Here is a 25,301-nt window from a genome sequence, read left to right as displayed (position 1 = left end):
GTTTTCGGGACGCCGGAACTAGCATGGGTACTTATCCCACGGGAAGGAGGCCGGGAATGATGTCAGCGGATGCGCGGCGTGAGGAGATCTACCACCTCGCCGTGACCACCGGCCTGGCCTCCGTGGAGGAGCTCTCCGCGCGCTTCGAGGTGACGGCGTCCACCATCCGCCGCGACCTGGCACTGCTCAACGGGCAGGGCCGGCTGGCCCGCACCTACGGCGGTGCGATGGCGTTGGGCGCGCACCCGGAGGCGTCGCTGCGGCAACGCACGGGCGAGGCGTTTGAGCAGAAGCATGCGATTGCCCGCTGGGCGGCGGCCGTGATCCAGCCCGGGGAGAACATCCTGCTCGACGCCGGCTCCACCGTGGGTGCCCTGGCGCATGAACTGCGCGGCTTCGACCGGTTGTCCGTGACGACGCCGGGCATCAACACCATGCAGGAACTCGCCGAGTCCGACGGCATCGAGGTGGACTGCCTCGGCGGCCGGCTCCGCAGCCTGTCACAGAGTTTTGTGGGGCCGCTGGCCGAGGCGGCGCTGGAGCGCATGAGCTTTGACCGGGTGTTCCTGGGCGCGGACGCCGTCACCGCCGAGGACGGCATCTGCGAGGCCGACCACGCCCAGACCCGGCTCAAGGAGCTCATGGCCCGGCGCGGACGTTCGGTTTACGTTTTGGCTGACTCCTCCAAGCTTGGGCTACGGCCCTTCCACGCCTGGGCGCGCCTTGCTCTTCCGTGGACTTTGGTGACGGACGACGGCGCCGACCCCGGGCAGGTGCAGAAGTTCCGGGATGCTGGGGTACAGGTTGAGGTGGCTGCGGTCTAGCGGTTGGTGATCCTGTCGGTTCTTCCCAGCGCGGCCGTGGGGCCGTCAGGGTCTGTTCACCATCGGCTCTTCTTGATGGGTTGTGATTGCATGTAGGACTCGGGAAGCTTGGTCTTGGCCCCCGTGATGCGGAGCGGATCAGGCGATCCGCGGCGGATGCGCACTTGTCGGGCGCGGTAGACAACCACCGATTCCCAGATAAGGTACGCCGCGCCGAGAGCCATCAGCATGGCACCGAACAGGGTTGCCCATTGCGCCGCCGCCGTCCCTACTGGATTAGTGATGACAAGGTACATGCAGAGGCCAAACATGGGAATCAGGAACACCAGTCCGGGCAGGTTCTGCCACCACCGGGTGCTTCCGTTCGGCGGCCCTCCCAATTCCGTTTTGGTGTAGCTGTGAAGCATCCCCTCCGCGGTCAAATACAAAACCCGCTTTTCACCGCGGGCAATAGCGGCTTCATGCTCGGCATGCACCGCATCATCGTGTTCCTGGTGACTGCTGACCGACATGATTCCCCCAACTGTCATATGGCCTCTTCAACGCCCCAGTTTAGGGGTCGCGGCAGGACTCGCAGCTACTCGGCGATGTCCTCCGCCCACAGGTCCGGTTTGTCGGCCTGGAAGGAGCGCATCATGTCCACGCAGCGCGGGTCATCCAGGACCACGACGTCAACGCCGCGCGAGCGCAGCAGGTCCAGCTCGCCGTCGAACGTGCGGGCCTCCCCCACCACCACGCGGGGGATCTTGAACTGGATGATGGTCCCCGTGCACATGGCACACGGAGCCAGGGTGGTGTAGAGCGTGGTGTCCCGGTAGCTCTTCTGCCGGCCGGCGGCGCGGAGCGCCGACATCTCCCCGTGCGCGATCGGGTCAGCGTTCTGGACCCGTTCGTTGTGCCCGCTGGCGAAGACCACGCCGCCGCGGGCGATGGCGGCACCGATGGGAATGCCGCCTTCGGCCAGGCTCTTCCGGGCGGCCTGGTACGCGGCTTCAAACGCGGGGAGGTCGGTGCTGTCCAGTTCCGGCGCGGCGGTTTCATGCTGTTGGTGGGTCATGGCGTCATTGTTGCACGGGCAGATCCCCAGCCTTCGGCAGCGAGATGACCCCCTACCGCGCACCCCGAACGCGTGCCAGCCACTCATGAGGATGGAAACTGGGCAAACCTTGACTCCAACGCGCAACCGTTGTGAACCATGGGGCCCAGCGATACGATTTTGGCGGGGAGAGGCCGCGTCTCGATGAAGAGCGTTAGGGGCCTGACATGACTGACTTTTTCACGATGCATCCCGGCGAAACCGCGGCTCCGCTGCCGCCGGGTCCGGTGCTCTGCTCAGGGACCGCGGGCATGCGCCGGATCCACCGTTTCTTCCTGTGGGCGTATGGCGAGGCGCCGGGGCTGGTGCGGTCCGCGGCCGCTGGCGATATTTCCCGCGCCGCTTACGTGGGCGAGGCCCTAGGCAACTTCGACATGGTGCTCCACACGCATCACGAGGGCGAGGACCTGCTGATGTACCCACAGTTGTCCGAACGGGCACCGGGCTGCGCGCTGCACATCGGGCAGATGCTCGCCCAACACCGCCAGGTGACGGAACGGCTGGAGAGCATCGACCCCCTCCGCCTGCGCTGGACGGCGACCGCTGACATGGAATCCCGCGAAGAACTCGCGGAACTCTACGCCGACCTGTCCGCTGTCCTCAACGTGCACCTGCGCCGTGAAGTCACGGAAGTGATGCCGGTGGTGGACAGATTGATGACCGAAAAGGAACTGAAGGCGGCCGCAGAGCACGGCATCCAGCAGTTCGACAAGAAGTTCCTGGTGGGATACCTCGGAATGGTGCTTGCGACGAACCCGCCTGCGGACCGCGTGGAGATGTTCAAGGATATCCCCGCACCGATCCGTCTGGCTTACCGGCTGGTGGGACGCAGGATGTACCGGCGGCAGTACTCTGCACTGTTCCCGGGCCGCGAGGTTCCGGCGACGTTGTAAGCGCCCGAGTTAACAACTTTTGTCATGCAGTTAACCAGTGATTCATACGCTCCTGGGGACTTGGCCAACCGGCCTCCGTAGATTCGGGGCATGGACAAAATTTCGCGCAGATCCCTCCTCACTGCCGGCCTGGGCGCGGGCCTCATCGCCGCCGCGCCCAGTGCAGCCGTCGCGGTTTCAACGGCGGACGACGCCGGCCTCCGCACCTACCCCTTCGCCCTGGGCATTGCCTCTGGCGAGCCGTGGCCGGACGGCTTTGTGCTGTGGACGCGCCTTGCGGTGAACCCCGTGGCTGAGGACGGCCTCGGCGGCATGCCTTCACGCAACGTCGCCGTGCAGTGGGAAGTGGCAGAGGACGCCGGGATGCAGAAGGTGGTGGCCCGCGGCGTCGAACGAGCGCGGATCGAGACAGCGCACTCGGTGCATGTGGAGCTCCGGGGCCTTCGCCCGGGCCGCGAGTACTTCTACCGATTCCGCGCCGGCAAACACGTCAGCCCGGTGGGGCGGACCCTGACCAGCCCGGCGCCGCACGAGACTCCCGCCGCGCTGGCCATGGCGTTCGCCAGCTGTGCGCAGTACGAACACGGCTACTTCACGGCGTACAAGCGGCTGGCCGAGGACCACCCGGACCTGGTGCTGCACCTCGGTGACTACCTCTACGAATACAAGAAGGGCAGCTATGTGATCGGCGGCGGCAATCCGCGGGATCACGCGGGCCCGGAGACGGTCACGCTGGAGACCTACCGCCAGCGGCACGCCCAGTACAAGTCCGACGCCGACCTGCAGGAAGCGCACGCGATCGCACCGTGGGCAGTGGTGTGGGATGACCACGAGGTGGACAACAACTGGGCGGACGATGTCCCCGAGAACAGCGACGCCGGCCAGCTGAACGATACCCTCGCTCACTTCCGGCAGCGCCGCAGCGCCGCGTTCCAGGCTTACTACGAGAACATGCCGTTGCGCCCGTCCTCCCTTCCGGCTGGACCGGACATGAAGATTTACCGCAGGCTCCAGTGGGGCCAGCTTGCCAATTTCCACATGATGGACACGCGCCAGTACCGCGACGACCAGCTCGCCGGCGACGGCTGGCAGAAGAATGTGGCCGAACGTCTGGCCGAGGACCGCACCATCACCGGCGCGGAGCAGGAACAGTGGCTGCTGAACGGTTTTAAGGGCTCCACGCAGCGTTGGGACATCCTGGGCCAGCAGGTCTTCTTCGCCGAGCGGGACCGCGCTGCAGCCCTGGACGTTGACGATGTCTCCATGGACGGCTGGGACGGGTACGCCGCGTCCCGCCGTCGCATCACCCAGGGCTGGGTGGACGCGAACGTTCGCAACGCCGTGGTGCTCACCGGCGACGTGCACCGCAACTGGGCCAATGAGGTCAGGGTGGACTACAAGGACCCGGCCTCCCCTGTGGTGGGCACCGAGCTGGTGTGCACCTCCATCACCTCCACCGGCAACGGCACCGGCTCCACCGCCGATCCGACGATGGCCTGGAACCCGCACCTGAAGTTCTACAACGACAACCGCGGCTACGTGAACACCAAGATCACCAGGGACGCCATAACCGCGGACTTCCGTACCCTGGACCAAGTCACGACGCCGGGCGCCCCGGTATCCACGAAGGCCTCCTTCGTCATCCAGGACGGGATGCCCGGGCTCGTCGCACAGTAGGCCCAACGGAAGAGCGGGCACTGCCTATCGGCAGTGCCCGCCCAGCCAAGTAACGCCTAGCGGGCACCTGCCAGGACGGCCGGACCAGCGTCCGTGTAATGCTGGCGTGCTGCGCGGCGCGCAACCCGTCGGGCAATCGCGGCGCAGACGATCAGCTGCATCGCGTGATACATAATCACTGGCAGGATCACTACTCCGCCCAGCGGACCGGTAAAGAGGATCGCGGACAAGGGCAGGCCGGTGGCCAGGCTCTTCTCCGAACCGCAGAACATGATGGCGGTGGCATCCGCAGGCACGAACCCCAGTTTTTTGGCCACCAGGGACGTGATCCAGAGGCTCAGTGCCAGCATCGCCGCGCAGATACCGGCTGTTACGGCCAGCTGCGCCGCGGGGATGCGGTGCCAAACACCGTCGGCCACAGCGGCGCCGAACGCGACGTACACCACCAGCAGGATGGCTGCCCGGTCCACAACCTTGAACGCCGGGGCCCAGCGCTGCGTCCATTTGAGGGTCAGTTTGTGGAGCAACTGGCCCAGCACAAAGGGGGCAACAATCTGCAGGGCAATCTTGGTGATCGATGACAGGTTCATTCCGCTGTAGGACCCCAGGGCGAGCGCCACGAGCAACGGCGTGGCCAGCACGCCGAGGAGGTTCGAAATGGAGGCAGCGCAGACAGCGGCAGCGGTGTTGCCCCGGGCAATGCCGGTGAACGTGGTGGCCGTCTGAACCGCCGTGGGAAGCATGGTCAGGAACAACAGCCCCGCCACCAGCTCATGGTTCAGGTACCAGGACGAGCCTGCCGCCACACCGAATCCGAGAATGGGGAACATAACAAAGGAGAACCCCACGATGACCAGGTGGAGCCGCCAGGCCTTGAGGCCCTTCAGGGCTGCGGATGAGGGCAGGCGCAGGCCACTGATGAAGAACTGAACAGCCACCGCCACGCCACCGGCGCTGGACAGCGCAGGGACCAGCTCCTTGTCCGGCGGGAGGAGGGCCGCCCCGGCCAGGGTTGCCAGGAGCAGCAGCACAAAAGGATCCAGCCAGCCGCGCCAGCTCCGGACCTTGCGGGTGGCTGTCGATGTCGTTCCCATTTCCCACCATTCTTCGTTGGATACGACAAAGAATACTGTAGACAATCTACAGAAAAGACCTCCCATGTAAACCCTGCGTAAACTCGTGCAGGCTATGGCTCTGCGGCGACTGTAGACAGTAGTCTGAGGGCATGATCGTCCAGGAAAGCCTCGTTTCACTCGCCACCACCGAGATCCGGAAGTTGATAGTGAGCGGTGAACTGGCGCCCGGGGACAAGCTCAACGAGCCTCCGCTGGCGGAACGCCTGGGAATTTCCCGCCCCCCGCTGCGGGAAGCCCTCCGGACGCTGGAAAGCGAAGGCCTTCTGGAACAATCACCCCGGCGCGGCTACCGCGTGGTCTCCATGACGGAGACGGATATCAACGAGATCTACTCCCTGCGGCGCGCATTGGAAATGTTCGCCCTGGACTACCTGCTGGCGAGAAAAGACCCCGCCACCTACGCACCCCTGGATCCGATCATGAAGGCCATGCGCGCCGCCGCAAAACGCGGTGACCGGTCCGCCGTGGTCCAGGCCAACATTGACTTCCATACGGCGCTGGTTGATGCCGCCGGCCACCGCAAGCTCAGCGACACCTACCGTTCGCTGATGCTGCAGATGCAGCTCTGCATGGCAGCCAACGTGCTGAACGAGGCCCGGACCAAAGGCGACCTCACCAAGGGCGTGGACCGGCATACCGAGCTGCTGGCCTGCCTGCGTTCGGGAGACCCGGACCGGATCCGTCGCGAATTCGAGGAACACGGTGAGCGGGACTACCTTGAAGGCGAGAGCGCCCTGGAACAGCAGGCGGCTGGGGCATGAGCCACTCACTGCTGGCCGGCCTGAACGCCGGATACCAGGACGCCACCGCCATCGCGGACGCTGTAAGGACGGGCGCGATGACCGCCGGCGAGGTTGTGGCCGCAGCCCACCGGCGCGCATCCGACCCCGAAGGCCAGGCGCTCAATGTCTTCGTGACGGCGGACTGGGAGGGCGCGGCGCAGGCTGCGGCCATCCTCGACGCCCGCCGAGCCGCCGGCGAAACACTCGGCCCGCTGGCCGGGGTGCCCTTCAGCGTGAAGGACGTGATCGCCGTCGCCGGCCTGCCGGTCACGGCGGCCAGCCGGGCGTTTGCCCACACCGTGGCCACAACCACAGCACCGGCCGTGCAGCGGCTCCTGGACGCAGACGCCATCCTGGTGGGCAAAACCAACTGCCCCGAATTCGCGTTTGGCATGACCTGCGACAGCCCGCTGCTGGGCAGGACCCTGAACCCGCGCTACCCAGCAGCCACCCCGGGAGGCTCCAGCGGCGGCGAAGCAGCTTCGGTGGCCGCGGGGATCTCTGCCCTGGGGGTCGGCACGGATTTCGGCGGATCCTTGCGCTGGCCCGCCCAGTGCGTGGGCATCGCTGCGCTGCGGCCCGGACTGGGGACAGTGCCCGGGGAGGGGCAGGTCCCGGGACTTGACGGGAACTTCGGTTCCGACGGCGTGGTCCCCGCCGTGAGCCCGGGTATGCAGGGCTCATTCCAGACCGTCGGCCCGCTCGCACGGTCGGTGCGTGATTTGCGGGCGGCGTACCTGGTGATGTCCGGGGCGGAAGCGGACGCCGGGTCCCTTACGGACACTCCCCTCCGGATTGCCTGGAGCGACGGCAGCACGTTTGGTCCCGTCCGCCGCGAGGTCACCGCACTCGTGGAGAAGCTCGCAGCAGCAGTTGCCGCGGCGGGCCACGCGGTGGCCCACCAGCCGGATCTGTTCGCGGAGTGCCTGCCCGCCTACAACTGCCTGCGCGCGGTGGACCCCATGCTGGATCACGTAGCCGCCATCGCCGGCAAGGAGGCCGGGATCTCAGCGGCCAACCTGAAAACCATCCGGGATTCGCTAGCGGCGTCCCCCGGCGAGCTGGACCTGGCCCGCACGGCAGCCGACGCTGCGCGGTCCAGCGCCCTGGACCAGATCGGTGCGGTGGATTTTGCCCTGCTTCCCGTCGCCGGCGGTCCGGCCGCTGATCCGGAAGGCGCCCTGGACGTGGGCGGCACCAGCCTGCAGGGTTGGGAGGTCATGGGTCCCTGCCGGGCTGTGACGTTGACCGGCTGCCCGGTGGTGTCCTTGCCGGTGGGACTGTCCGCGGACGGACTCCCCCTGTCCGTCCAGGTGGTGGCAGGTCCCGGCGGGGAGCTGAAGGCACTCGCGTTTGCTGAGGTCCTTGAAGGGCTGGCCGCAAGCCTCACCTGAGGGGCCGCGCTGCTGGGCGTCCCCGACCTGAGATAAAAGTGTCTACAGAATTCATAATTAACATTTCCGAAACGAAGCAGGTAAGTCCCGGACACACGCAGCCCATAGCGTCAGTGCTGTCAGCAAACATCACTGGCACGGATCACTGAAAGTGGGAAGCACCGCATGTTTTCACGCACACGCAAAGCCGCCGTCGTAACCGCCCTGGCCGCCTTCACCCTCGCCGCCAGCGGCTGCGCAGCCAGCAGCAATGCTTCCTCGGATACTCCGGCGAAGGAAAAGTTCACCATCGCCACCAGCGGCACGTTCCGGCCCATCACCTTCTCGGAGGCCGGCAAGCTCACCGGTTTCGACATCGAGGTGGGCACGCTGATCGCGGAGAAGCTGGGCATGGAACCGGAGTTCGTTGAAGGCCAACTGACCGGCCTGCTGCCGGGCCTCAACAGTGGAAAGTTCGACGCCGTGATGTCAGGGCTCACCATGACCGAACCCCGCAAGCAGTCCATCACCTTTTCCACCCCCTACCTGGCAGACGGCGCAGTTGCGGTGGTGAAGAAGGACAACACCTCCGTGGAGCAGCTCAGCAAGCTGGATGGCCTGGTGGTGGGTGCCATCGGTGGCTCCGGCACGGAAACGGACGTCAAGGGCATCGGCGGGTTCACCGAACTCAAGGCCTACCCCGGCGCTCCGGAAGGGTTTGCCGATGTTGCAGCGGGCAGGATCGCGGTGTTCGCCACGGGCCGGATCGCCGCGGAGAACTTCATGAAGAACTCGCCGCTGGCCTCGGACCTGAAGATCGTGGGAGATGTGTACGGCACCAAGCCCGCCGGCGTCGGCCTCCCCAAGGACGATACCGAGATGAAGCCCAAGGTGGACAAGATCATCGAAGAGCTCAAGGCTGACGGCACCCTGGAGAAACTGAACCAGAAGTGGTTCGGCTTCACGGTCGAGATCCCCGCCGCCTGATTCCCTATGGACACCTACGAGCCCGGCTCTGTTGCAGCCGAATATTTCCCGATCTTCCTGGCCGGCGCCATGACCACCCTGGGAATTGTGGCCGCAGCCATCGTCTGTGCCACCGTCCTGGGCTACATCATCGCCACGCTGCGGCTCTCCAGGATCCGCGCCCTGCGGATCTTCGCCGCCGCGTATGTCTGGTTCTTCCGCGGCCTGCCGCTCATGCTGTCCCTGTTCTTCTTCTATTACACGAAGCCGTTCGGGCTGACCATGGACGCATTTACCGCAGGGCTGATCGCGATGAGCCTCAACTCGGCGTCGTTCTTTTCCGAAATCATCAGGGCCGGGCTCAAATCGGTGAATGCAGGGCACCTCGAAGCGGCGGACTCGGTGGGTATGAATCCGGTGCAGAAGTTTGTGCGGGTGACGGCGCCGGAGGGCATCCGCCTCATGACTCCCCCGTATATCAACAACTGCATCATCATGCTCAAGGAGTCGGCGCAGATCTCGGTGATCACCGTCCCGGACCTGATGCTGCAGGGGCAGAAGGCCTACAACTCCACGTACAACGTGATGGAAACCCTGGGGGTGGTGGCGGCCATGTACCTGGTCATGACCAGCCTGCTCATGGTGGTCCAGATCATTATCGAAAAGAAGATGGGCCGCAAAATGGGCACCACCAAACAACTCCGCGAAGCTGTTGGGAGCATGGCATGATCGGCATCACCGGACTCACCAAGAGCTACAACTCCCGCGAAGTACTCAAGGATGTGGACCTGCGCATCCTTCCGGGCGAGGTGGTGACCATCATCGGCCCCAGCGGTGCCGGGAAGAGCACACTGCTGCGCTGCATCAACATGCTGGAGGTGCCGGACTCCGGGCGGATCCACGTGGACGGCCGGCAGGTTTTCTACACTCCCAACGCCCGGGGCAAGCTCGGCGTGGTGGACCAGTTCCGGCTGACCTGGCTGCGCCGGGAGATCGCCATGGTGTTCCAGCAGTTCAACCTCTGGCCGCACCGGACCGTACTGGACAACCTGCTGGAAGGCCCGGTGATCGCCAAACGGCAAAGACGCGCCGACGCCGTTCCGCGGGCGCTCGAAAAGCTCCGCTCGGTGGGCCTGGAGGACAAAGCGGACGCCTACCCGGCAGACCTGTCCGGCGGCCAGCAGCAGCGGGTGGCCATCTGCCGGGCGCTGATGATGGATCCCAAGGCCATCCTGTTTGACGAGCCCACGTCCGCCCTGGATCCGGAACTGGTGAACGAGGTCCTGGACATCATGGCCAAGCTGGCGAAGACCGGCATGACCATGGTGATCGTGACCCACGAGATGAAGTTTGCTCGCGAGGTGGCGGACCGGGTGATCTTTATGGAGCACGGCGGCATTGTGGCGGAGGGCCCGCCGGATGAAGTGTTCCAGCACCCGCGGCTGCGCGTGTACGCATCCCACCTGAGCCACTGAATGCCGCGGTTTCCTTTCACTCGCTCCGGCGCCGGTGCGGACGAACGCCCGTCCCTGTCCTGCGCGCTGCTGCCGGGAGTCCGCATCCCCGGACAGCTGATCGGCATCGGCGAAAACTACTGGCCTGACCATGGTGCCGGTCAGCCGGCGCTCCCGGTGCCCGCCGGAGGCACAGCCCCGGACCGGCGGGCAGCCGGACGCATTCCCCTGGTGTTCGGCAAATTCGCCGGCAGCCTGGCTGCTGACGGCGAGCCGATCATCCTCAACCCGGCACGTGCCGGAACGGTGGTGTGCGAAGGCGAGCTCGCCGTCGTGATGGGACGGGTCCTCAAGGACGCCGCCACGCCGGAAGAGGCACTCGCGGCCGTTGCAGGGGTGACGGTAGCCAACGACGTGTCGGCGCGGGACCTGCAGGCGGCGGACGTCCAGTCCACACGTGGCAAAAGCCTGGACACGTTCTGCCCGCTGGGGCCGGAGCTGGTGACCCTTGATGAGGTCCCGGACCTGCAGGCCCTCCGCATCGTCACCACAATCAACGGCTCCGTGGTCCAGGATTCCGCCACGTCCCGCATGGTGTTCACCGTGGCGGAACTGCTGATGTTTTGCTCCCGGTTCATGACCCTCTACCCCGGCGACGTGATTCTCACGGGCACACCCTGGGCCGCTGCCGAATCCGGCCTCGAACTACGCCCGGGAGATACCGTCTCGGTGGACATTGAAGGGGTGGGGACCCTGACCAACCCGGTGGCTGCGGTGGACTCCCCCGCCGGGCACGTGATAGCGCCGGCTTGATCGTCAGCAGTTACGCGGCGGCGCCGGCTTTGGACGGCTGGGATCCGGAGCAGGAGGCGGCGTTCCTGGCCGCGGCGGCATCGCTGCCGCACGTCTCCGGGCTGGAGATTCCGCTGTATGCCACGGGAAAGCTGCACAAGTACGACGGCGGCTGGTTCCTGAAGCAGTTACGGCACCTTCCCGACCATCTCACCTACGTGGTGACCACCATTCCGGACACCATGGACCGGGCGGCCAGTTCCCCTGGCTTCGGACTCGCCTCCACAACAGAGGCGGGACGGCGGTCGGCCGTGGAAAGGGCGGCGGTCGCTGCGGAAGCGGTCCGCACCTTGAACGATGCGCTGGGCCGCCGCGCGGTCCGCGCCGTGCACCTGTTCAGCGCTCCGCGCCTGGGAGCTGGTTTGCCGGGCGCATCCTCAGCCGTCAATGAACTGACCGAATCATTGCGACGGGCTGCGGGGTTCCGTTGGGATGGTGCCCGGATTGTTTTGGAACACTGTGATGCGGCCAACAGGTCCCACGCGCCGGTGAAGGGTTTCCTGCGCTTTGAGCAGGAGGTTGAGGCGGTCCTTGCCGCGGGCACCGGTGCGGGGATTGCTGTGAACTGGGCACGCTCAGTGCTTGAGGACCGAGATCCGGACGCACCTGTCCGGCACGTGGAACTTGCCTCAACAGAAGGCATCCTCGGTGGCGTTGTCCTGTCCGGGTGTTCCTCTCAGGCGACTGATTTTGGTGCGGCGTGGGATGACTCGCACCTGCCGCCTGCGCCGGTGGAGCCGGCGTCCCTGCTGACGCCCCAGCGCATCCACACCTTGGCCGCGGCGGTTGACGCCGGCCTGGACGTCACGGGGCTGGAACCATACCGGGGGCTGAAGGTCTCTGCGCCGCCGGGGTCCTCCGTGCCGCAGCGTGTGGCGCTCCTGGCAAGATCGATCGACGAAGTCCGGAGGGCTGGTTTCTGTCGCTGCCTCAGCCGGCAGCGGGCGGGATGTTGTGGTTGATACGGAACAGGTGGTCCGGGTCGAAGCGGTTTTTCAGCGCCACCAGCCGGTCATAGGTTTCAGGGCCGTAGGCCTGCCGCGCGGCGTCCACAGCGTTTTGTCCGGTTTCCACGCCCAGGAAGTTGACGTACTGGCCGTGCCCGCCGAACGGCTGCATCAGACCATGGGCCTTCCGGGCGAAAGCACTCAAGCGCTCGTCGTCTACGTGTTGGCAGATTCGTCCAAGCTGGGGCTGCGGCCCTTCCACGCGTGGGCGAGGCTTGCGCTCCCGTGGAATTTGGTGACGGACGACGGCGCCGACCCCCGCCCAGGTTCAGAAGTTCCGGGACGCCGGGGTTCAAGTTGAGGTTGCTGCACTTCGGGATTGAGCGCCCTCAGGTACGCGAGCAGCAGGCCTGAAGAGCTAACACCTGTGGCTAGCAGAAAGCCCCTCTTCAGGATTGTCTCCTCAGCAAAGTGCACTGTCGTACCGGTAAGCTCGCAGCTACTGCAGGCTAAGGCATCCCGTGACGCCAGCCCCTATCAACGTTCTCATCGATCTCCGATTTGGTGACAGCGAGAGATGCTTCAAATCGGAAGTTACGCACGGCTGAGTTACGGCGTCGGCGACAGAAGCGGACGTCTTCGCGCCAACTCGATATTCTAACTGTACGACGAGCAACCCGGCATTATGAGCGGAGAGAACTATGACCAGCACTTTTCAAATGGTAGAAGACCCAGCAGAGCCCGCCACTGCTGATGAGTCTTGGTTGGATGAAGCCTCACTTGAATTAGACGAGGTCGAGGTGCAAGACTACGATCTCGTCTCGTCGCCTAACGACTGGAACTTTTCCACTATCGTTAGCTTCATCGCGTCAGGCGCGATGATAATCCCTAGTTTTCAACGAAACTATATTTGGGATCGTAAACGGGCCTCAAAGCTGATCGAGTCATTGCTTATCGGATTACCCGTCCCGCAGGTATTTCTATATGAGGAAGAGCGAAATAAGTTTCTTGTGATTGATGGGCAACAGCGTCTTCTCACTCTTTATTTCTTCTCTAAAGGTCGTTTTCCGAAATCTAAAATACGCGGCGAGCTCCGCGTGCGCCTTCAACAGGGCTTCATTGATGAAGATTTTCTACAAGACGATGAGTTTTTTGAGCCCTTCAAGCTGTCATTACCAAAGTCCCCGACAGGGAAACCTAATAGGTTTCATGGTCTAACCTATAAGGGACTAAAAGAAGACAAAACGTCTCTTGACCTGCGCACAATCCGGAATATTGTAGTAAAACAAACAAGCCCCGAAGGAAATTCTGCAGTCTTCGAGCTCTTCAACAGGCTGAACACGGGTGGCGTCAACCTAACGCAACAAGAAATTCGCGCCAGTCTTTACCACTCGGATTTCTTCATCGAGGTGATCAACCTAAACTCTGATCCCGCTTGGCGCCACATTGTCGGAACTGAGAAACCTGATGCTCGAATGCGCGATACCGAGTTCCTTCTCCGCGCTCTCGCCCTTGCCGGCTCTTCAGAAGGATTCAGTGGCTCCATGGCAAACTTCATCAACAACTACTGTCTAAAGGCAAGGAAGTTCTCCGAGCAAGATGCTCGAAACGCCCACGACGGACTCACGGGTTTTTTTGCTTTGTTTCGTGAGTCACCTTCACCTTTTCTGCGATCAGGAAAGTTTAGTGGAGTTTTGTTTGAAAGCGCATACGCTGCCTGGCAGCAATGCGGACGGCCCTCCGCCGAAAATCGTGGAATTGCAGATGCAGTAAACGCCGCAAAGCTGACGGAAGATTTTGCTGATACTCTCCAGGAGGGGTCGACTAAGCCAATCAATATACGTAAACGCATTGGGCTGCTCCGAGAGTTCATCGAGGGTGCAGCGTAGTAAATGCAAGAAATTAATGATGCCGTTGGCTCGCTATATCAGGACTATTTGGACCTGATATCCGATCTAAGCATGAGCCCTTCCGGCCTGTCTTCGCTAAATCGAAGTTACCATAAGCACCTTTTGGTTGCTGCCGCGAGCAGCTTGGAGGATAAAGTCAAGGCCCTAGTTCCGGAAATATTTAGTCGGCATGGAACAGATAGGTTGGGAGAGTTCGTGGCAAAGCAAGTTATGGCTCGCGGTTATCACACCCTTTTCGAGTGGAAGTCTGGAACTGCTCAGGGATTTTTCACTAGTTTTGGAGATGTGTGTGGTCGAGCATTTAGGGCTGCATTGAAGGATAATGACCAACTCAAGACCCAACACGCCGCATTTATGCAGCTCGGGCAACTTCGTAATCAGGTTGTCCACAATGACTATGCAAGTGCCCTCGTAGAGCTAACGCCGAAAGAGATCATTGGCAGATATCACCTTGCTCTCGAGTTCGTGGATCAGATCGAACGATTCGTTTTGGCTGAGGCATAGACGCCGAATTGTCTCCTTGGCTGCCAAATTTGGTCAAGGGCAGGTGCGGGCGCGCAAGAGGCAAGGTCAAGGCCTACCTCATGCTCCTGACGGAGGCGACAACCGCAGCCAAGACTTCAGCCATGTGTCCGGACCACACAATAGAACAGCAACCCGCGGCCCTGTTTGCAGGTGGCAAACTGGCTCTATTTTCGGTTGGCGTTAGCACCTGGCCAGCCGGAGCCTGCCCCAGGGCGTGAGAATCGCGTTAGGATGGGACACTGAAGACCTCCCTGTGAACTGGACTCTTAGACAAGCCCAAGTCCACTGGGAGGACTTCTTTTTGTCACCTAACCATGGCAACGTTCCCAAGGTCGCAGTCAGTACACCTTACTAATCAATGTGATTAGCATTTCTCTAGTTAGTCCTCAGGATTACACCGATACCACGCGCATTCGATTACGATTCGAGGCGAATTATGCAAGCTGCGAGAAGACCTACGCCGTCCGCTCAACTCACACCGATGGACTTCTCCGTTTTGCCAAGGCGTTAGAGGCTTACGTGGTTAGGACGGTCAGCTATTTAGGATTGCGTAGGCCGCCCATCTCAGGTGTCGATCTCGTACTCGTCCCAGTCGGCTCCGCCATCCTCCTGCTCAGGGTCGATGACCTGATCAGGCGTATTCATCAGAACCTTGATGTCGGCAAACATGTCCTTAAGGTCGAACAGCCGGTCATTCATGCGCGCCCATCGGCGGTAAGCCGTCGCATTGGCATGGTCACCGGTGAGAGTGGAGGCAAGGATACCAGTCCCCGGCGGGATATCGGCGAATGGCGTATACAGCTCCAGCAGCATCCGCTTGTTAACGTGATACACCCGGTCCACTAGGGGATCGGTGCTCAGATGCCACAGGATGTTCGGCTGGAATTCGTTGACCCCGAAGGCAATCTGCAGGTCGGGGCGGCGCCGTCTGTAGAAGTACGACTCATGCAGGTACGTGCCAATCCTCTCCTTTCGGAGCGTCCATTTGGTGGATATCAGGAGTCTGAAGTCGCGAGGCCCAAAGAGTACGAGATCGGGGCGAGAGTGGTATCCCTCCGGAGCTAGCTCGAAGCCCTGTAGAGTGCGCAGACGCGGCGTTCGAGACGGGGTGACACCGCAAAGCTTTCCAATCAGCACCTGAAGCACCGTTTCGAAGGCGGCACCGGTGACATTCGGGTCTCGCTTCTTCTTAGGAGCTACGAAGCCCTGGTTCGCCCTCTCTTCGATATAGGCCTTGCCGATCTGGTCCACGACGGCAAAAGGGTCGCGGGTCTCTCCTGGCACAAGGTGCGTCTCCAGATAATCAGCCGCCCGCCCAGCGAGCCCCTGCCCCGACTTCGACTTGAGCTTGTCGGACTCGATGATATGGAGGTACTCGGTCCCCCCGACATTCTCAGACCACAGCGTGGTGGCGTAGACGTACGCCCAGGCGTTGTCCACCGTCAGCTGTCCGAGCAGCGGCGGCAGGATGTTTTCAACGAGATCAGTAATCGTCGAGAAGTACCAGCCCGTAGGCAGTTTGAAGTTCTTCGCCATGGACTAGGCGGTCAGCTGATCTTCGAGCGAAGACGCTCGGTGGCAAACGCAGCGTGGCGCACGTGATCCTTCTGCCCCCGAAATGCGCGCCACTGGCCCAATCGGAATGTTACTGTCATTCCGCGCCGTCGCTCCTCGACCTCGAAGTCCCGGCGAATGAAAACAATCCGGCGCTCGATCTCGCTCTCGGTGAAAGCGCCTCCAAGGGTCTTACGCAGTCCTGCGAGAGAGATGAATCCGGTCTGGTCGCGAAGCGCCTTATATACCTCGTCGCGGTATTGATTGCCCGCTCCATGGTTCCCAAGTGGCTGACCCTCCTTCCGGAGTGCGGATGCGATTGCGCGCCCAAGCGCGCGCGCTACCGGCGGCGGAAATGCATTGCCGATCTGCCTGTAGGTAGATGTCTTCCGTCCCTTGCCGTCGCCGAAGTCCCATTCGAACCCGGGTCCAGACCAGCCCTGGATACGTGCGACCATCTCGTTCGTCAGCTTTGGTATGAAATCGACGGGCACATCAGGGCCGGGCGCAGCATCTGCTATGCCCAAGCCGTCGACGCCCAGAGAACGCCATTCGCGCTTCGCACGCGTCGGGCCCAGATCGGGTCCGCCGTGCTTCTTTGAGCCACCGACGACGGTCGGGGCCACGCGGTTCGCGTTTCGCGCCCAGGCCTCGGCACCAGGCCACCCGTTGGCTGCCATTAGGTCATAAACCGCAGAGCCGACCGTCTGAATGGCGGGGGTCGGCTCGGGCCACGAGAAGTACGGGGCAAACTCATCGCGCAGGGCCACAAGTATGAATCGCGGGCGAAGCTGAGGGACACCGAAGTCCTTGGCTTCTAGCAGCCGCCAGTCGGCGCTGTACCCGAGCTCGGTGAAGCGATCCAGCACTGCCTGACGGTAGCCCGCGAAGCGCGGCATCGACAGGCCGCGCACGTTCTCGAGCAGGACAGCGTCTGGCTGCATGCGGCCAGCGGCCTCAACAGCCCATGCGAAGAGATCGCGCTCGTCTGATGACCCCAGCTGCTTGCCGGCGGTGGAAAACGGCGGGCAAGGAACGCCACCTGCGAGCAGCGAAACGCCCCGGTGGTCTTCGGGTTTCCATACCGACTCATCTGCAACGTCACCGATAGCGATGACCGGCTGAGGTTGGCCGTCCGCGGACGCAACCCTGGACAGATTGCGCTCGAGAGTAGCGGCTGCGTCGCGGTCGATTTCGATGGCCAACGTGTGCCGAAAGCCTGCGAGGTGCAGTCCGAGACTCTGGCCGCCGGCTCCGGCGCAGATCTCCACTGCGGTTAACTCAGAAACACTCGTTCTCGCTTTATTCACCCCTACATTCTGACAGGAACCACCGACGATTTTGGGACGCACTGCCATATCAACTCCGGTCAATGCCCAGAGACGGCCCGGCCTGGAACTTCGTCGCGCCAGGCAACGGGGCGCCGCGCCGACGGTCAAGAGTTCGCCGCTACCAGGCGTGGCCAGGTCAGTTTCACTCACCTGGGTAGTACCGGGGCGGGCATGTCGATTCGCTCGTGCGGCATTGCAAGGCGCCACCATGCGCCGTCGATCCCGATACCTTCCTCCGGGGCCGCTGGAGTGACGCGTACACTAACAAGTTCCCCGGGCTCGGGAACAACGGCGCCGAGTACAGCCGCCAAGTCGCGCTGGATGAAGTAATCGCCCCCCAGAATCAGATATCCCTCCGGTCGAAGGGCACTGCGGGCACCGCCGTTGTAACGCACCCGCTTCATGTAGTCGTCTTGCTGGGCGACTGTGGCGATGATGTTGCGAGACAGACGTGTATTCGTAGCCCACCGGAATAACTCGTTCACTCGAGCCTGCCCACTGCGCCCGGCCATAATCTTCGACACCGCCGATGGCGGGAGCTGGAGTAAGGCGTTCGGCTGCATTTGCGCGTCCTTGAACACCCACACGATTTGGGAGCGGCCCAGCGCGTTCAGGCCAGTTTTCTTGTCACGATTTTCGCTGGTGCGCCGATTAGCCTCAGCTGCCCGCACGACCCCCACGCTCCACACGGACTTCCGGTCATCGGCCTGCGCGACCACAATGATTTGGTCGAAGCTCTCGATCGGGAGCATCCATGCCCCGGTGTGGGAATACTTGCAGTCAACCTCAGACCCGGCGATTGTGAAGTCCAACACGGACCCATCTGCGATATTGAATTCGCGCTGCAAATTTATCTCGATGAGCGTTCCGAAATGCGTCTTCTCTGTCTTGAAAAGTTGTTCTACGCTGTAGCGGCCGGTGTGCTGACCGTCATAAAGCTGGTCAAAGGTAGACCGAAACACCTTCGCCATTCTTGATCCGTCTGGGTCAAATCGACGAAGCTCAGCCGCCACCGCGGCAACAGCAGGATCAGCAACTGCCGACGGCAGGTTGATTAGGCTCATTCGCTCCACCATACGCGTTGTAGAGCCAACAAAATCTTGGCTGCCGAGGCGTTCTCCAATACGGTCGGTAGCATCTAGGCAGCACCACCTTATGGGCTATAGCGGTCCAAACCTCAGAAATCACCCTAACCGCCGGAACCTGCTACTCGGTCCGCGGCGCCACTGGCTAGCTATGGGGGTCGGGGTTACCCTCCACGCCCTTTACCGAGTGGGCACTCTACTCCCAGGCCGGAGCAACCGACAAAGGACACTCCTTCGGCGGCCGCGCAAGTCGCCCGTGACCTTGGAATATCCCGTGCAACGTTCTACAGACGCTCACGGGAGCTCACCGATGGTGCAGGCGTTCTTGGGCTTCAACTTCCCTTGTGAGAGGGGTTTTGACGCCAACGGATCGCACACTCACAGTAGACCCATGGATCATTTCGTTGCTTCCTACAGGGACGCGCTCTGCGGCTTGATGGGTTTTGGGGGATGTTCGTCAGCTACGACATCGCTGTCAGGCCGCCCGCGCGCTGGAGAAACTCGGTGGAGGCAGAACGCTGCTGATCCTGGTCAACATTGAGGGCGTCACTGGCGTGGCAGTCGAAGCGAGGGCGGGCATGAATGCCTACCGAGGTTTTTCCATGATTGCACTTCTCGGGGACTACCCAATGGGGACTGTTCTTTCAGCCTTCGCCCGGCAATCACTCACTCCTTCGGCTTACTTCAACAACGAAAAAGCAGCCCTTCAATGGTTGGCCAGGCAGGCCGGGCACGATCAGCCGAATGAGGCAAGGGACTACTCACGTGCCGATGGTTAAGCGTTCAGTCCTCATCATTGTGAGTCTTATCGAATTGGGTGCGTGCAGCGGGGGCTGGCCCTTTTGGGCGCCGCCAGTCCGGAGGTGTCTTCCAACATGACCCCTGGTAGCAGCACCATTCAACTGTCCGGCGGGAGGCCTCCTTGTGTAACCGGTCAGATATTTTCTCCCGGCTAGTATCCAACCATGGTTAAACAGATGAGGGACCCGGCTTTCAGAGCAGAGCAGTTTGCCGGTGTGCACCTTCCGCACGTCACCGCTGTGAACCGGCTGGTTGAGTCCCTCCGCGCGCCTGAATCTTTGGCCGGCCGCGGCTGGGTGCCGTACGTCGCGCCTATACACGGCGGCTCCGCTGCCAGGGTTCTGAGCATCCTGCGAGATTCCGGTCCGATGACCCACGAGACCAGGGGATCCGGGATGCTGTGCGTGGAGAATGATGATGATTCCGCAGCCCTTCAGTGCGAACTGCTCGCCTCGGTCAAGCTGACTCCTGCAGACCTGACTCCGTGGAACGCATACCCGTGGTACCGCCACGACCAGTCGAGCGGTCTGAGGAGTCCGCAAACTACGGAGGGACTCGACCCTTTGGCTCGGCTGATACGTGTGATGCCCAACCTGAAAGTCGTGCTTGTTCAAGGCGGAAAAGCACGACTCTGCGGAGGCGATTCACCCGCCGACATCCCGAAATCAGCGCCCGATAGGCAGCCGTCGAAACCTACCACCCCGGCAGGACGGCCCTTCGGGATCCTGATCCGGCCGTCCCCGAAGCCAGGGCTAATCGACGGTTCGAGGGGTTCCATGAGATCCGTCAGATTCTGGACAGGTCTACTAGATCACCTAGGACGTCAAGAGCGGGCATCCCTAACGTTAAATCCCGGCTGAGGTGCATGTTATAAGAGCAGTGGACAAATGGCCATGGTGACGTGATCCGCGTTAGGACTTGCCCGATACTTAGGTACAAGTATACTTGTTAACAAGTAACCGAGTATCAAAGTACGGAGGAGTATTCATGCTGCAGATCAAATTGGGCAACAAGCAAGATGTCCAGAACGACCCCCTTGGACGGACCTGGGTGGGTGCGGAAGCGAACATGAGTGAAAGCGCGGCCTGGGAAGCCGGTCGCGGCTGTTGGGTCATGAAAGCCAGCAGAGCGATCGATGAGGACGAGGTCCGCATCGTCGACCCTGCCGGAACCATCCTTGCCATAGCAACCATGAGGGGGCTAATTAAGCACGGTAATCGCCTTGAAGTCGTAGGCGATCTCCTGGAAGGTGACCCGCGGGTCGGCGACCGGGTCGAGCTGAGCAAGTCTCAGAACCCTATTTCGTACCACCAGAGTTGACAGAAGCAACCGCGGCGGCAGAGTCGGGCAATCAGCTCTGCCCTGTCCATAAGCGGCACACCCTCGGCCAAGAGACCCGCCGGATGTCCGGGGGTGCCAGCTATGATCCGGACATGACTGAATTGAATCTCCTGCTCAAGGCGTCCACCAGGGATCTTGGCGATCCCTCCAGCTGGAGCGCTCCCGTGGAGTTTCGCCACTCGCTTGCGCTTTGCGCGCTGAACTCGGCATATTCCCTGCGTGGAAGCACGGCCGCAGCGAAAAATGTCCTTGCAAAGTACCGCGCATTTCGCCCCACGGCAGACACCGACAGCGGCGCAGACCTGGTAGCAGCGATGGATAGCTCAGGCGGGCCTGGCAACTTCGCACGAGACGTCCTTCGCAATGAAAGCAAGCTTCCAGGTACAAAGCGCGTACGGCCTGAGGGAATCTATGAAGGCCTCACCCGGCTCGCTGCCCTGGACACACCCGTAACGAGTGCAGAGGACCTCCGCACAGCCGCGGCCAACGGAGACACCTCAGCGAAAACAGCGTGGCTTTCAGTCAAAGGTTTTGGCCCGCTGGCCTGGTCATATCTGCTCATGAATGCAGGAGTCGGCACCGAAACAAAGCCGGATGTGATGGTGCAGCGCTACCTCACTCGGGTTCTCGGTGAGGACAAGCTTTCTCCCACCAAAACACGGCAGCTCCTCCAAGGCGCGGCCGCGGCACTCGGCGTTGAACCGCGGGACCTGGACCGGGCAATCTGGCTGCACCAAAGTCCGTCAAAGTAGCCGGCGGAGCACGGCAGAACCGCATCGGCATCAGGGTGTAGTCAGCGACCATGAGAGAGGCATAGGAATGGCGGAGCGACGGCGGTCAGCGCCGAACCCGGAATGGGTCCAAATGTACCGGCAAGGCATACCCGCCAGGAAGATCGCCGCCCTGGCCGGAGTCGCCGGGTCGTCAGTCCGCTACCACCTCGCCCTCGCTAAACGGCAGGACCCCGGCCTTGCTGAGGCGCACCAGGAGCTACTCCCCCACGCCCCACACACTACCGCCGCCGGCCACGCCAACGTCGAAGTCATCCTCACGTTCTTCCGCACCACGGGTCGGCTCCCCTCCGTCGGCGGCAGCACGGTCCGGGAACGCAGCCTCGCCGCGTGGCTCCACCACCGTCGGCTGGATGCGAAGAACAACACGCTCTCCCCTGCCTACGCGGAACAGCTCAACACCATCCCGGGCTGGGCTGACATCCCATCGAAGAAGGACCGGGACGAAGCCCGCTGGGCGGCCCGCTTTGCTGAGCTCGTCACGTACCGGGCCGAAGGTAACGACTGGCCACGGCACAACAAAACCAGCGACCCACGCGAACGCCGACTCGGGCTCTGGCTCCACGGCCAACGAATCACCGCCCACGCCTCAAAGCTCGATCCCCGGAAAGCAACAATGCTCGACACCACCCTCCCGGGCTGGCGGGTGGGGAGAAAGCACAGCGGCGGAAAGCGGAACGCACCGGGGGCTCTGTGAGATACGTTCACAGTTAAGGAACGTTGCGGAAATATTCCGCAGATTGGGGGAACCGGATGCAGGAAAATATCGTCGAGGCAATCGAGGGCGACGAGACGGCAGTGTCCACGACATCTGCCAGTGGCCCGGCCCTCACCCTCGGCCACGTGCTGCGCGGCATGGGGGCAGACCATGAACCAGTTGCCCGGCTGGAGGACATCCACGTCATCCGGCACACGTTCAAACCCGGGGACCCAGAAGCGCTGCGCGGCCCTGAAGATCTGACTGAAGAACGTGTCCTCGCTTACACCAGGGAACAGGACGTTTCGCCCCGGCGATTCCCCTTGGATCCGCCACGCTACTGGGTGATCTTCGTTGCCGACGGCAAGAACAGGTCCCGCTTGTGGGGTACTTTCGAGAACCACGGCGAGATCATAGAACTCCGAACAGAATCGAATCGGTTCTTCGACCTCCGCCCGACAGGACTTCTCGCACCTCTAACTAACCGACTCGTTGTCGAATGGGACAACCCCCGCAGCTGGCACCGAAGCGCAGCCTCGCCCAGTGCTCAACGCATGTCCGTGGTGGAAATCGCTGATCGTGACAAAGTCGATTTCCCGGGGTTCGACGGCGTCCTTCTCACCTATCACCAGCTCTGCGAGATGGTCGATGACCCTAGGTACGCTGCCTGGCAAGCCGCCCTGTCCGAGGTCCAAGGGATCTACCTCATTACCGATTCCAGCAACGGAAAACAGTACGTCGGCAAAGCCGACGGTGCCGAACGCATCCTCGGCCGCTGGACAACCTACGCCCGCGACGGCCACGGCGGGAACATCGCCCTCCGCGAACTCGCCCTCATCAGCGCACCAGGAGAAACCACCCGAACAAAAACCGACCACGCACGACACTTCATCTTCAGCCTCCTACGCGTCTTCGGCCCCAGCGCACCCTCCTTCGAAGTCAACACAGCAGAATCCCACTACAAAGCAGCACTGATGACACGCAAATTCGGCTTCAACGGAAACTGATCAACCAAGAACTTTCGTCACGCGCCCGCTTTCGCGACGCTTAGTTTTCCGATTGACTCGGCCTGATCCCGTATCTTGCGATTATGGACATCGCACTTTGGACAGCGCTCATCTCGGGCACTGTAGCCATCACAGCCGGCTATCTGGGCGCTCTCTGGGGCGGCCGAAATGAACAACGACAATGGAGGAGGAATGAGAGGCAGAAGGCATATGCAGCCTTCCCTGAGGATACGGGCATCGCCAATTACGGTTCGGTCCTGGATGGAACGCTGATTTCTCCTGAATAAATCGCGCGTCAGCGAGCAGCTATCCACAGACTCCAACTTTTTGCGCCGGATGCCATTTGTCAATCTGCAATCGCAGCCGTCGCCAGTGCCACGCTTTTTTCTCGGGCACTCCGTGATGGCGTTTCCACTGACGGGCTTGACATGGCCTATGCGGCGCGTATGACGGAGCTGTCGTACGCGATGCGGGTAGATCTCCACAACGGAAGACAGGGCGTTGCAAAAACAGAACATCCTCTAATTCGTCGATTGGAAAAGAACGGCCAGTGAGATGCATCGCATCCCAAAGGTTTCGAGGCGGCATGCCAGTGGTGCCTGCAGCATTCAGGCCTGACTGCCTGCTCAGTGATACGTTCCCTAGCACAAGGGATAAGGGACAACCTGGTGCGTTGGGTTTCGGGCAACGTTACCTGGCAGTTTTGCGGGCAGGTCAAACGGAAACCCGCGGGCTGCCAAATGACGGTTATCCTGACGCGTTGCGTAAGGGTTAATTGATGACCGTCGAGGGACCGGCTTACGGGTGCAGTTGAGCGGTGACCAGGCTGCCACTCGCTGAAACGGGTCCCGGCGGGGCCATTCATCATTGATAATGTTCGGCGTATGTTCAACCCCGATTCTCCTTACTCCGAACCAGGGTTCGGCGCCTGGAAACAAGTACTGGAAGCATTGCCACTCTCGGAGGTCTTGATCCGTGAGGCAGAGCCGACGGCACAGGACGGTCGCTGGATGCGATGGATGCAGGCAGACTGCGAGTCAACCAACATTCATTCTGTCGAAGACAACGTGTCTAAGATTGGGCAGCAGCTCGTCTTGCTGGCAGAGATCGTTGACTATCCTGTCGGCTTTTGTTGTGTACTCGCAGGCCGAACCGATTCGGACCCGCTGTTCATTCAGCTGGTTGCGGTAGTTCCCTCCGCACGACGACGAGGGGTAGGACTCGCGCTCCTTAGCTCGGCCGCCGACTGGCAGCCGGAACGCAATATCGCGATGGCCACTCTCGACGACAACGTCGACGCACGCAGGTTGAATGAGCGCTTCGCGCAATCAATTGGTAAGAACATTCGGCGTGTTCCCGTCCGCCGGTTCCGGCCGTCCGATTTAGGACTCGCTCGAGGCGAGCGTCACCATCCCTGGCTGATTGACCGCCGGCAACAGGACGCGGACTGAAAGCCGAGCTCCGGCGAGCATTTATGGTTGGGATATTCGAAGCCCTGGCGCGCCTGCAAGACTCCGCGGGCGTGGAAATCGAGCCCGAACGCCAGTCTGGGTAACACCCCAACCAGTCAGACACTAACGCTCCCCGTGCGCCTTTGACCACCATTGGTACCCGACTCAAGTTTTGACCGGCCTGAGCGGTCTACTCCCCCAAGGCATCGGTAAGCTTTCCCGTGCAGGTCAGTATGTGTCGTTTCTGATGGTCCTGACGACAAGCGACTCGGTTGGTGCCTGCCAGAGGTTGGAACGCGTGCCGGTCGCGATGAATCCTTTCATGCCCGTAGTCGAGGATTTGCTAGACGCTTGGCAGGCGATGCAATGCCCAAAGTTTGTTTCCTTGCCTAGACTCCAATCACTTGGTAACCACAACGGAAAACCTTGTGAGTAGTGCAGAGCGGGTTCACTCCGCGCAACAGTGCGAGATCGCTACCGGGGCCTCTAAGGGAAGGAAAGAAGCTAGTGCCGATTCCAGGATTTGACACGCAACAAACCGAAATTATTGGACGTAATTGGCTGATAAACGAGCTAATGCTAGCGGGCTACGAGGTTAGCATCCCGTTGCGGGATAACGGGGTGGATCTCATCGTGGGTCTACCAGACTTCCCATGGATGCTGCCACTTCAACTGAAGACGAGTACCAACAGGAGCATAAATATCGATAAAAAATACCTCGGTCGGAACATTGGTATTGCGTTCGTTCTGCTTGGGGAGAAGGCAGGGGCCCTACCGGCAGTTTCGACAGACGTCTATGGCCCCATTC

General features: G+C 61.8%; 25 protein-coding genes and 1 pseudogene. 19 read left to right on the top strand and 7 right to left on the bottom strand.

Annotated elements, in window-relative coordinates; translation table 11 throughout:
* Positions 1 to 56: 56 nt before the first annotated feature.
* On the top strand, positions 57 to 824 hold the full coding sequence (locus ACRB8A_RS05100) for a DeoR/GlpR family DNA-binding transcription regulator (protein WP_432245754.1): 768 nt from the start codon (positions 57 to 59) through the stop codon (positions 822 to 824).
* Between the two features lie 56 nt (positions 825 to 880).
* Here ACRB8A_RS05100 and ACRB8A_RS05095 read toward each other — a convergent pair whose 3' ends face one another.
* Both ACRB8A_RS05095 and ACRB8A_RS05090 read right to left on the bottom strand, forming a co-directional pair.
* Positions 881 to 1,336: a hypothetical protein gene (locus tag ACRB8A_RS05095; protein WP_432245753.1), complete on the bottom strand. Its 456-nt coding sequence runs from the start codon at positions 1,334 to 1,336 to the stop codon at positions 881 to 883.
* Positions 1,337 to 1,401: 65 nt separating this feature from the next.
* Positions 1,402 to 1,881 carry a nucleoside deaminase gene (locus tag ACRB8A_RS05090; protein ID WP_056600592.1) on the bottom strand — a complete coding sequence of 160 codons (480 nt, stop codon included), beginning with the start codon at positions 1,879 to 1,881 and terminating at the stop codon, positions 1,402 to 1,404.
* A gap of 206 nt (positions 1,882 to 2,087) precedes the next feature.
* Here ACRB8A_RS05090 and ACRB8A_RS05085 point away from each other — a divergent pair, with 206 nt between their 5' ends.
* Together ACRB8A_RS05085 and ACRB8A_RS05080 are read left to right on the top strand one after the other, a co-directional pair.
* On the top strand, positions 2,088 to 2,813 hold the full coding sequence (locus ACRB8A_RS05085) for a hemerythrin domain-containing protein (protein ID WP_432245752.1): 726 nt from the start codon (positions 2,088 to 2,090) through the stop codon (positions 2,811 to 2,813).
* Positions 2,814 to 2,903: 90 nt separating this feature from the next.
* Positions 2,904 to 4,490 (top strand): alkaline phosphatase D family protein, encoded by a 1,587-nt coding sequence (locus ACRB8A_RS05080; RefSeq protein WP_432245751.1) that lies wholly within the window; start codon positions 2,904 to 2,906, stop codon positions 4,488 to 4,490.
* A 56-nt stretch (positions 4,491 to 4,546) separates the two neighbouring features.
* Here the strand turns inward: ACRB8A_RS05080 and ACRB8A_RS05075 are convergent, their stop codons facing one another.
* Complete coding sequence (locus ACRB8A_RS05075) at positions 4,547 to 5,584, bottom strand: bile acid:sodium symporter family protein (protein WP_432245750.1); 1,038 nt, start codon at positions 5,582 to 5,584, stop codon at positions 4,547 to 4,549.
* Between the two features lie 131 nt (positions 5,585 to 5,715).
* On the opposite strand from ACRB8A_RS05075, the gene ACRB8A_RS05070 reads away from it, so the two are divergent.
* The 7 genes from ACRB8A_RS05070 to ACRB8A_RS05040 all read left to right on the top strand — a co-directional run bounded on the left by ACRB8A_RS05070 (position 5,716) and on the right by ACRB8A_RS05040 (position 12,015).
* Complete coding sequence (locus tag ACRB8A_RS05070) at positions 5,716 to 6,387, top strand: GntR family transcriptional regulator (RefSeq protein WP_432245749.1); 672 nt, start codon at positions 5,716 to 5,718, stop codon at positions 6,385 to 6,387.
* Positions 6,384 to 7,802: an amidase gene (locus tag ACRB8A_RS05065; protein ID WP_432245748.1), complete on the top strand. Its 1,419-nt coding sequence runs from the start codon at positions 6,384 to 6,386 to the stop codon at positions 7,800 to 7,802. Before ACRB8A_RS05070 ends, ACRB8A_RS05065 begins: the two co-directional genes overlap by 4 nt.
* A gap of 165 nt (positions 7,803 to 7,967) precedes the next feature.
* Positions 7,968 to 8,768 carry a transporter substrate-binding domain-containing protein gene (locus ACRB8A_RS05060; protein WP_432245747.1) on the top strand — a complete coding sequence of 267 codons (801 nt, stop codon included), beginning with the start codon at positions 7,968 to 7,970 and terminating at the stop codon, positions 8,766 to 8,768.
* 6 nt (positions 8,769 to 8,774) lie between these two features.
* Positions 8,775 to 9,476: an amino acid ABC transporter permease gene (locus tag ACRB8A_RS05055; RefSeq protein ID WP_050685376.1), complete on the top strand. Its 702-nt coding sequence runs from the start codon at positions 8,775 to 8,777 to the stop codon at positions 9,474 to 9,476.
* A complete protein-coding gene (locus tag ACRB8A_RS05050) occupies positions 9,473 to 10,222 on the top strand; it encodes an amino acid ABC transporter ATP-binding protein (RefSeq protein ID WP_432245746.1) in 750 nt (249 codons plus the stop codon). Before ACRB8A_RS05055 ends, ACRB8A_RS05050 begins: the two co-directional genes overlap by 4 nt.
* Positions 10,223 to 11,014 carry a fumarylacetoacetate hydrolase family protein gene (locus tag ACRB8A_RS05045; RefSeq protein WP_432245745.1) on the top strand — a complete coding sequence of 264 codons (792 nt, stop codon included), beginning with the start codon at positions 10,223 to 10,225 and terminating at the stop codon, positions 11,012 to 11,014.
* Entirely contained in the window at positions 11,011 to 12,015 is a 1,005-nt protein-coding gene (locus ACRB8A_RS05040) for a DUF4862 family protein (protein WP_432245744.1), read from the top strand. The genes ACRB8A_RS05045 and ACRB8A_RS05040 overlap by 4 nt, the downstream gene beginning before the upstream one ends.
* On the opposite strand, the gene ACRB8A_RS05035 is transcribed toward ACRB8A_RS05040, so the two are convergent.
* A complete protein-coding gene (locus tag ACRB8A_RS05035; RefSeq protein ID WP_432245743.1) occupies positions 11,984 to 12,172 on the bottom strand; it encodes a BBE domain-containing protein in 189 nt (62 codons plus the stop codon). The two genes, ACRB8A_RS05040 and ACRB8A_RS05035, sit on opposite strands and share 32 nt — an antisense overlap.
* 42 nt (positions 12,173 to 12,214) lie before the next feature.
* On the opposite strand from ACRB8A_RS05035, the pseudogene ACRB8A_RS05030 reads away from it, so the two are divergent.
* From ACRB8A_RS05030 to ACRB8A_RS05020, 3 genes and pseudogenes are all read left to right on the top strand, one after another.
* Positions 12,215 to 12,383 (top strand): annotated as a pseudogene (locus tag ACRB8A_RS05030) (DeoR/GlpR family DNA-binding transcription regulator); the annotation flags it as partial.
* A 318-nt stretch (positions 12,384 to 12,701) separates the two neighbouring features.
* Complete coding sequence (locus tag ACRB8A_RS05025) at positions 12,702 to 13,889, top strand: DUF262 domain-containing protein (RefSeq protein ID WP_432245742.1); 1,188 nt, start codon at positions 12,702 to 12,704, stop codon at positions 13,887 to 13,889.
* Positions 13,890 to 13,892: 3 nt separating this feature from the next.
* Complete coding sequence (locus ACRB8A_RS05020) at positions 13,893 to 14,414, top strand: HEPN domain-containing protein (protein ID WP_432245741.1); 522 nt, start codon at positions 13,893 to 13,895, stop codon at positions 14,412 to 14,414.
* 585 nt (positions 14,415 to 14,999) lie between these two features.
* On the opposite strand, the gene ACRB8A_RS05015 is transcribed toward ACRB8A_RS05020, so the two are convergent.
* The 3 genes from ACRB8A_RS05015 to ACRB8A_RS05005 form a co-directional block, all read right to left on the bottom strand.
* Positions 15,000 to 15,971, bottom strand: coding sequence for a hypothetical protein (locus tag ACRB8A_RS05015; RefSeq protein WP_432245740.1), 972 nt, complete (start codon positions 15,969 to 15,971; stop codon positions 15,000 to 15,002).
* Positions 15,972 to 15,982: 11 nt separating this feature from the next.
* Positions 15,983 to 17,299: a DNA cytosine methyltransferase gene (locus tag ACRB8A_RS05010; protein ID WP_432245739.1), complete on the bottom strand. Its 1,317-nt coding sequence runs from the start codon at positions 17,297 to 17,299 to the stop codon at positions 15,983 to 15,985.
* A gap of 167 nt (positions 17,300 to 17,466) precedes the next feature.
* Entirely contained in the window at positions 17,467 to 18,384 is a 918-nt protein-coding gene (locus ACRB8A_RS05005) for a NaeI family type II restriction endonuclease (protein WP_432245738.1), read from the bottom strand.
* A 1,809-nt stretch (positions 18,385 to 20,193) separates the two neighbouring features.
* On the opposite strand from ACRB8A_RS05005, the gene ACRB8A_RS05000 reads away from it, so the two are divergent.
* From ACRB8A_RS05000 to ACRB8A_RS04975, 6 genes are all read left to right on the top strand, one after another.
* Positions 20,194 to 20,526 (top strand): hypothetical protein, encoded by a 333-nt coding sequence (locus tag ACRB8A_RS05000; RefSeq protein ID WP_432245737.1) that lies wholly within the window; start codon positions 20,194 to 20,196, stop codon positions 20,524 to 20,526.
* Between the two features lie 113 nt (positions 20,527 to 20,639).
* Entirely contained in the window at positions 20,640 to 21,299 is a 660-nt protein-coding gene (locus ACRB8A_RS04995) for a hypothetical protein (RefSeq protein WP_432245736.1), read from the top strand.
* A gap of 67 nt (positions 21,300 to 21,366) precedes the next feature.
* Positions 21,367 to 22,035, top strand: a complete 669-nt coding sequence (locus tag ACRB8A_RS04990) for a helicase associated domain-containing protein (protein WP_432245735.1) — start codon at positions 21,367 to 21,369, stop codon at positions 22,033 to 22,035.
* 56 nt (positions 22,036 to 22,091) lie between these two features.
* Positions 22,092 to 23,042, top strand: a complete 951-nt coding sequence (locus tag ACRB8A_RS04985; RefSeq protein ID WP_432245734.1) for a GIY-YIG nuclease family protein — start codon at positions 22,092 to 22,094, stop codon at positions 23,040 to 23,042.
* An 83-nt stretch (positions 23,043 to 23,125) separates the two neighbouring features.
* The gene (locus ACRB8A_RS04980) at positions 23,126 to 23,329 is read left to right on the top strand and encodes a hypothetical protein (RefSeq protein WP_432245733.1); all 204 of its coding nucleotides are present in this window, start codon (positions 23,126 to 23,128) and stop codon (positions 23,327 to 23,329) included.
* Positions 23,330 to 23,926: 597 nt separating this feature from the next.
* Positions 23,927 to 24,493 carry a GNAT family N-acetyltransferase gene (locus tag ACRB8A_RS04975; RefSeq protein ID WP_432245732.1) on the top strand — a complete coding sequence of 189 codons (567 nt, stop codon included), beginning with the start codon at positions 23,927 to 23,929 and terminating at the stop codon, positions 24,491 to 24,493.
* Positions 24,494 to 25,301 lie beyond the last annotated feature (808 nt).

The organism is Arthrobacter sp. G.S.26 (assembly GCF_050847375.1).
Lineage (GTDB): Bacteria > Actinomycetota > Actinomycetes > Actinomycetales > Micrococcaceae > Arthrobacter.
The sequence above is the reverse complement of the archived record's forward strand: the minus strand, read 5'-3'. Positions and strand labels throughout refer to the sequence as shown.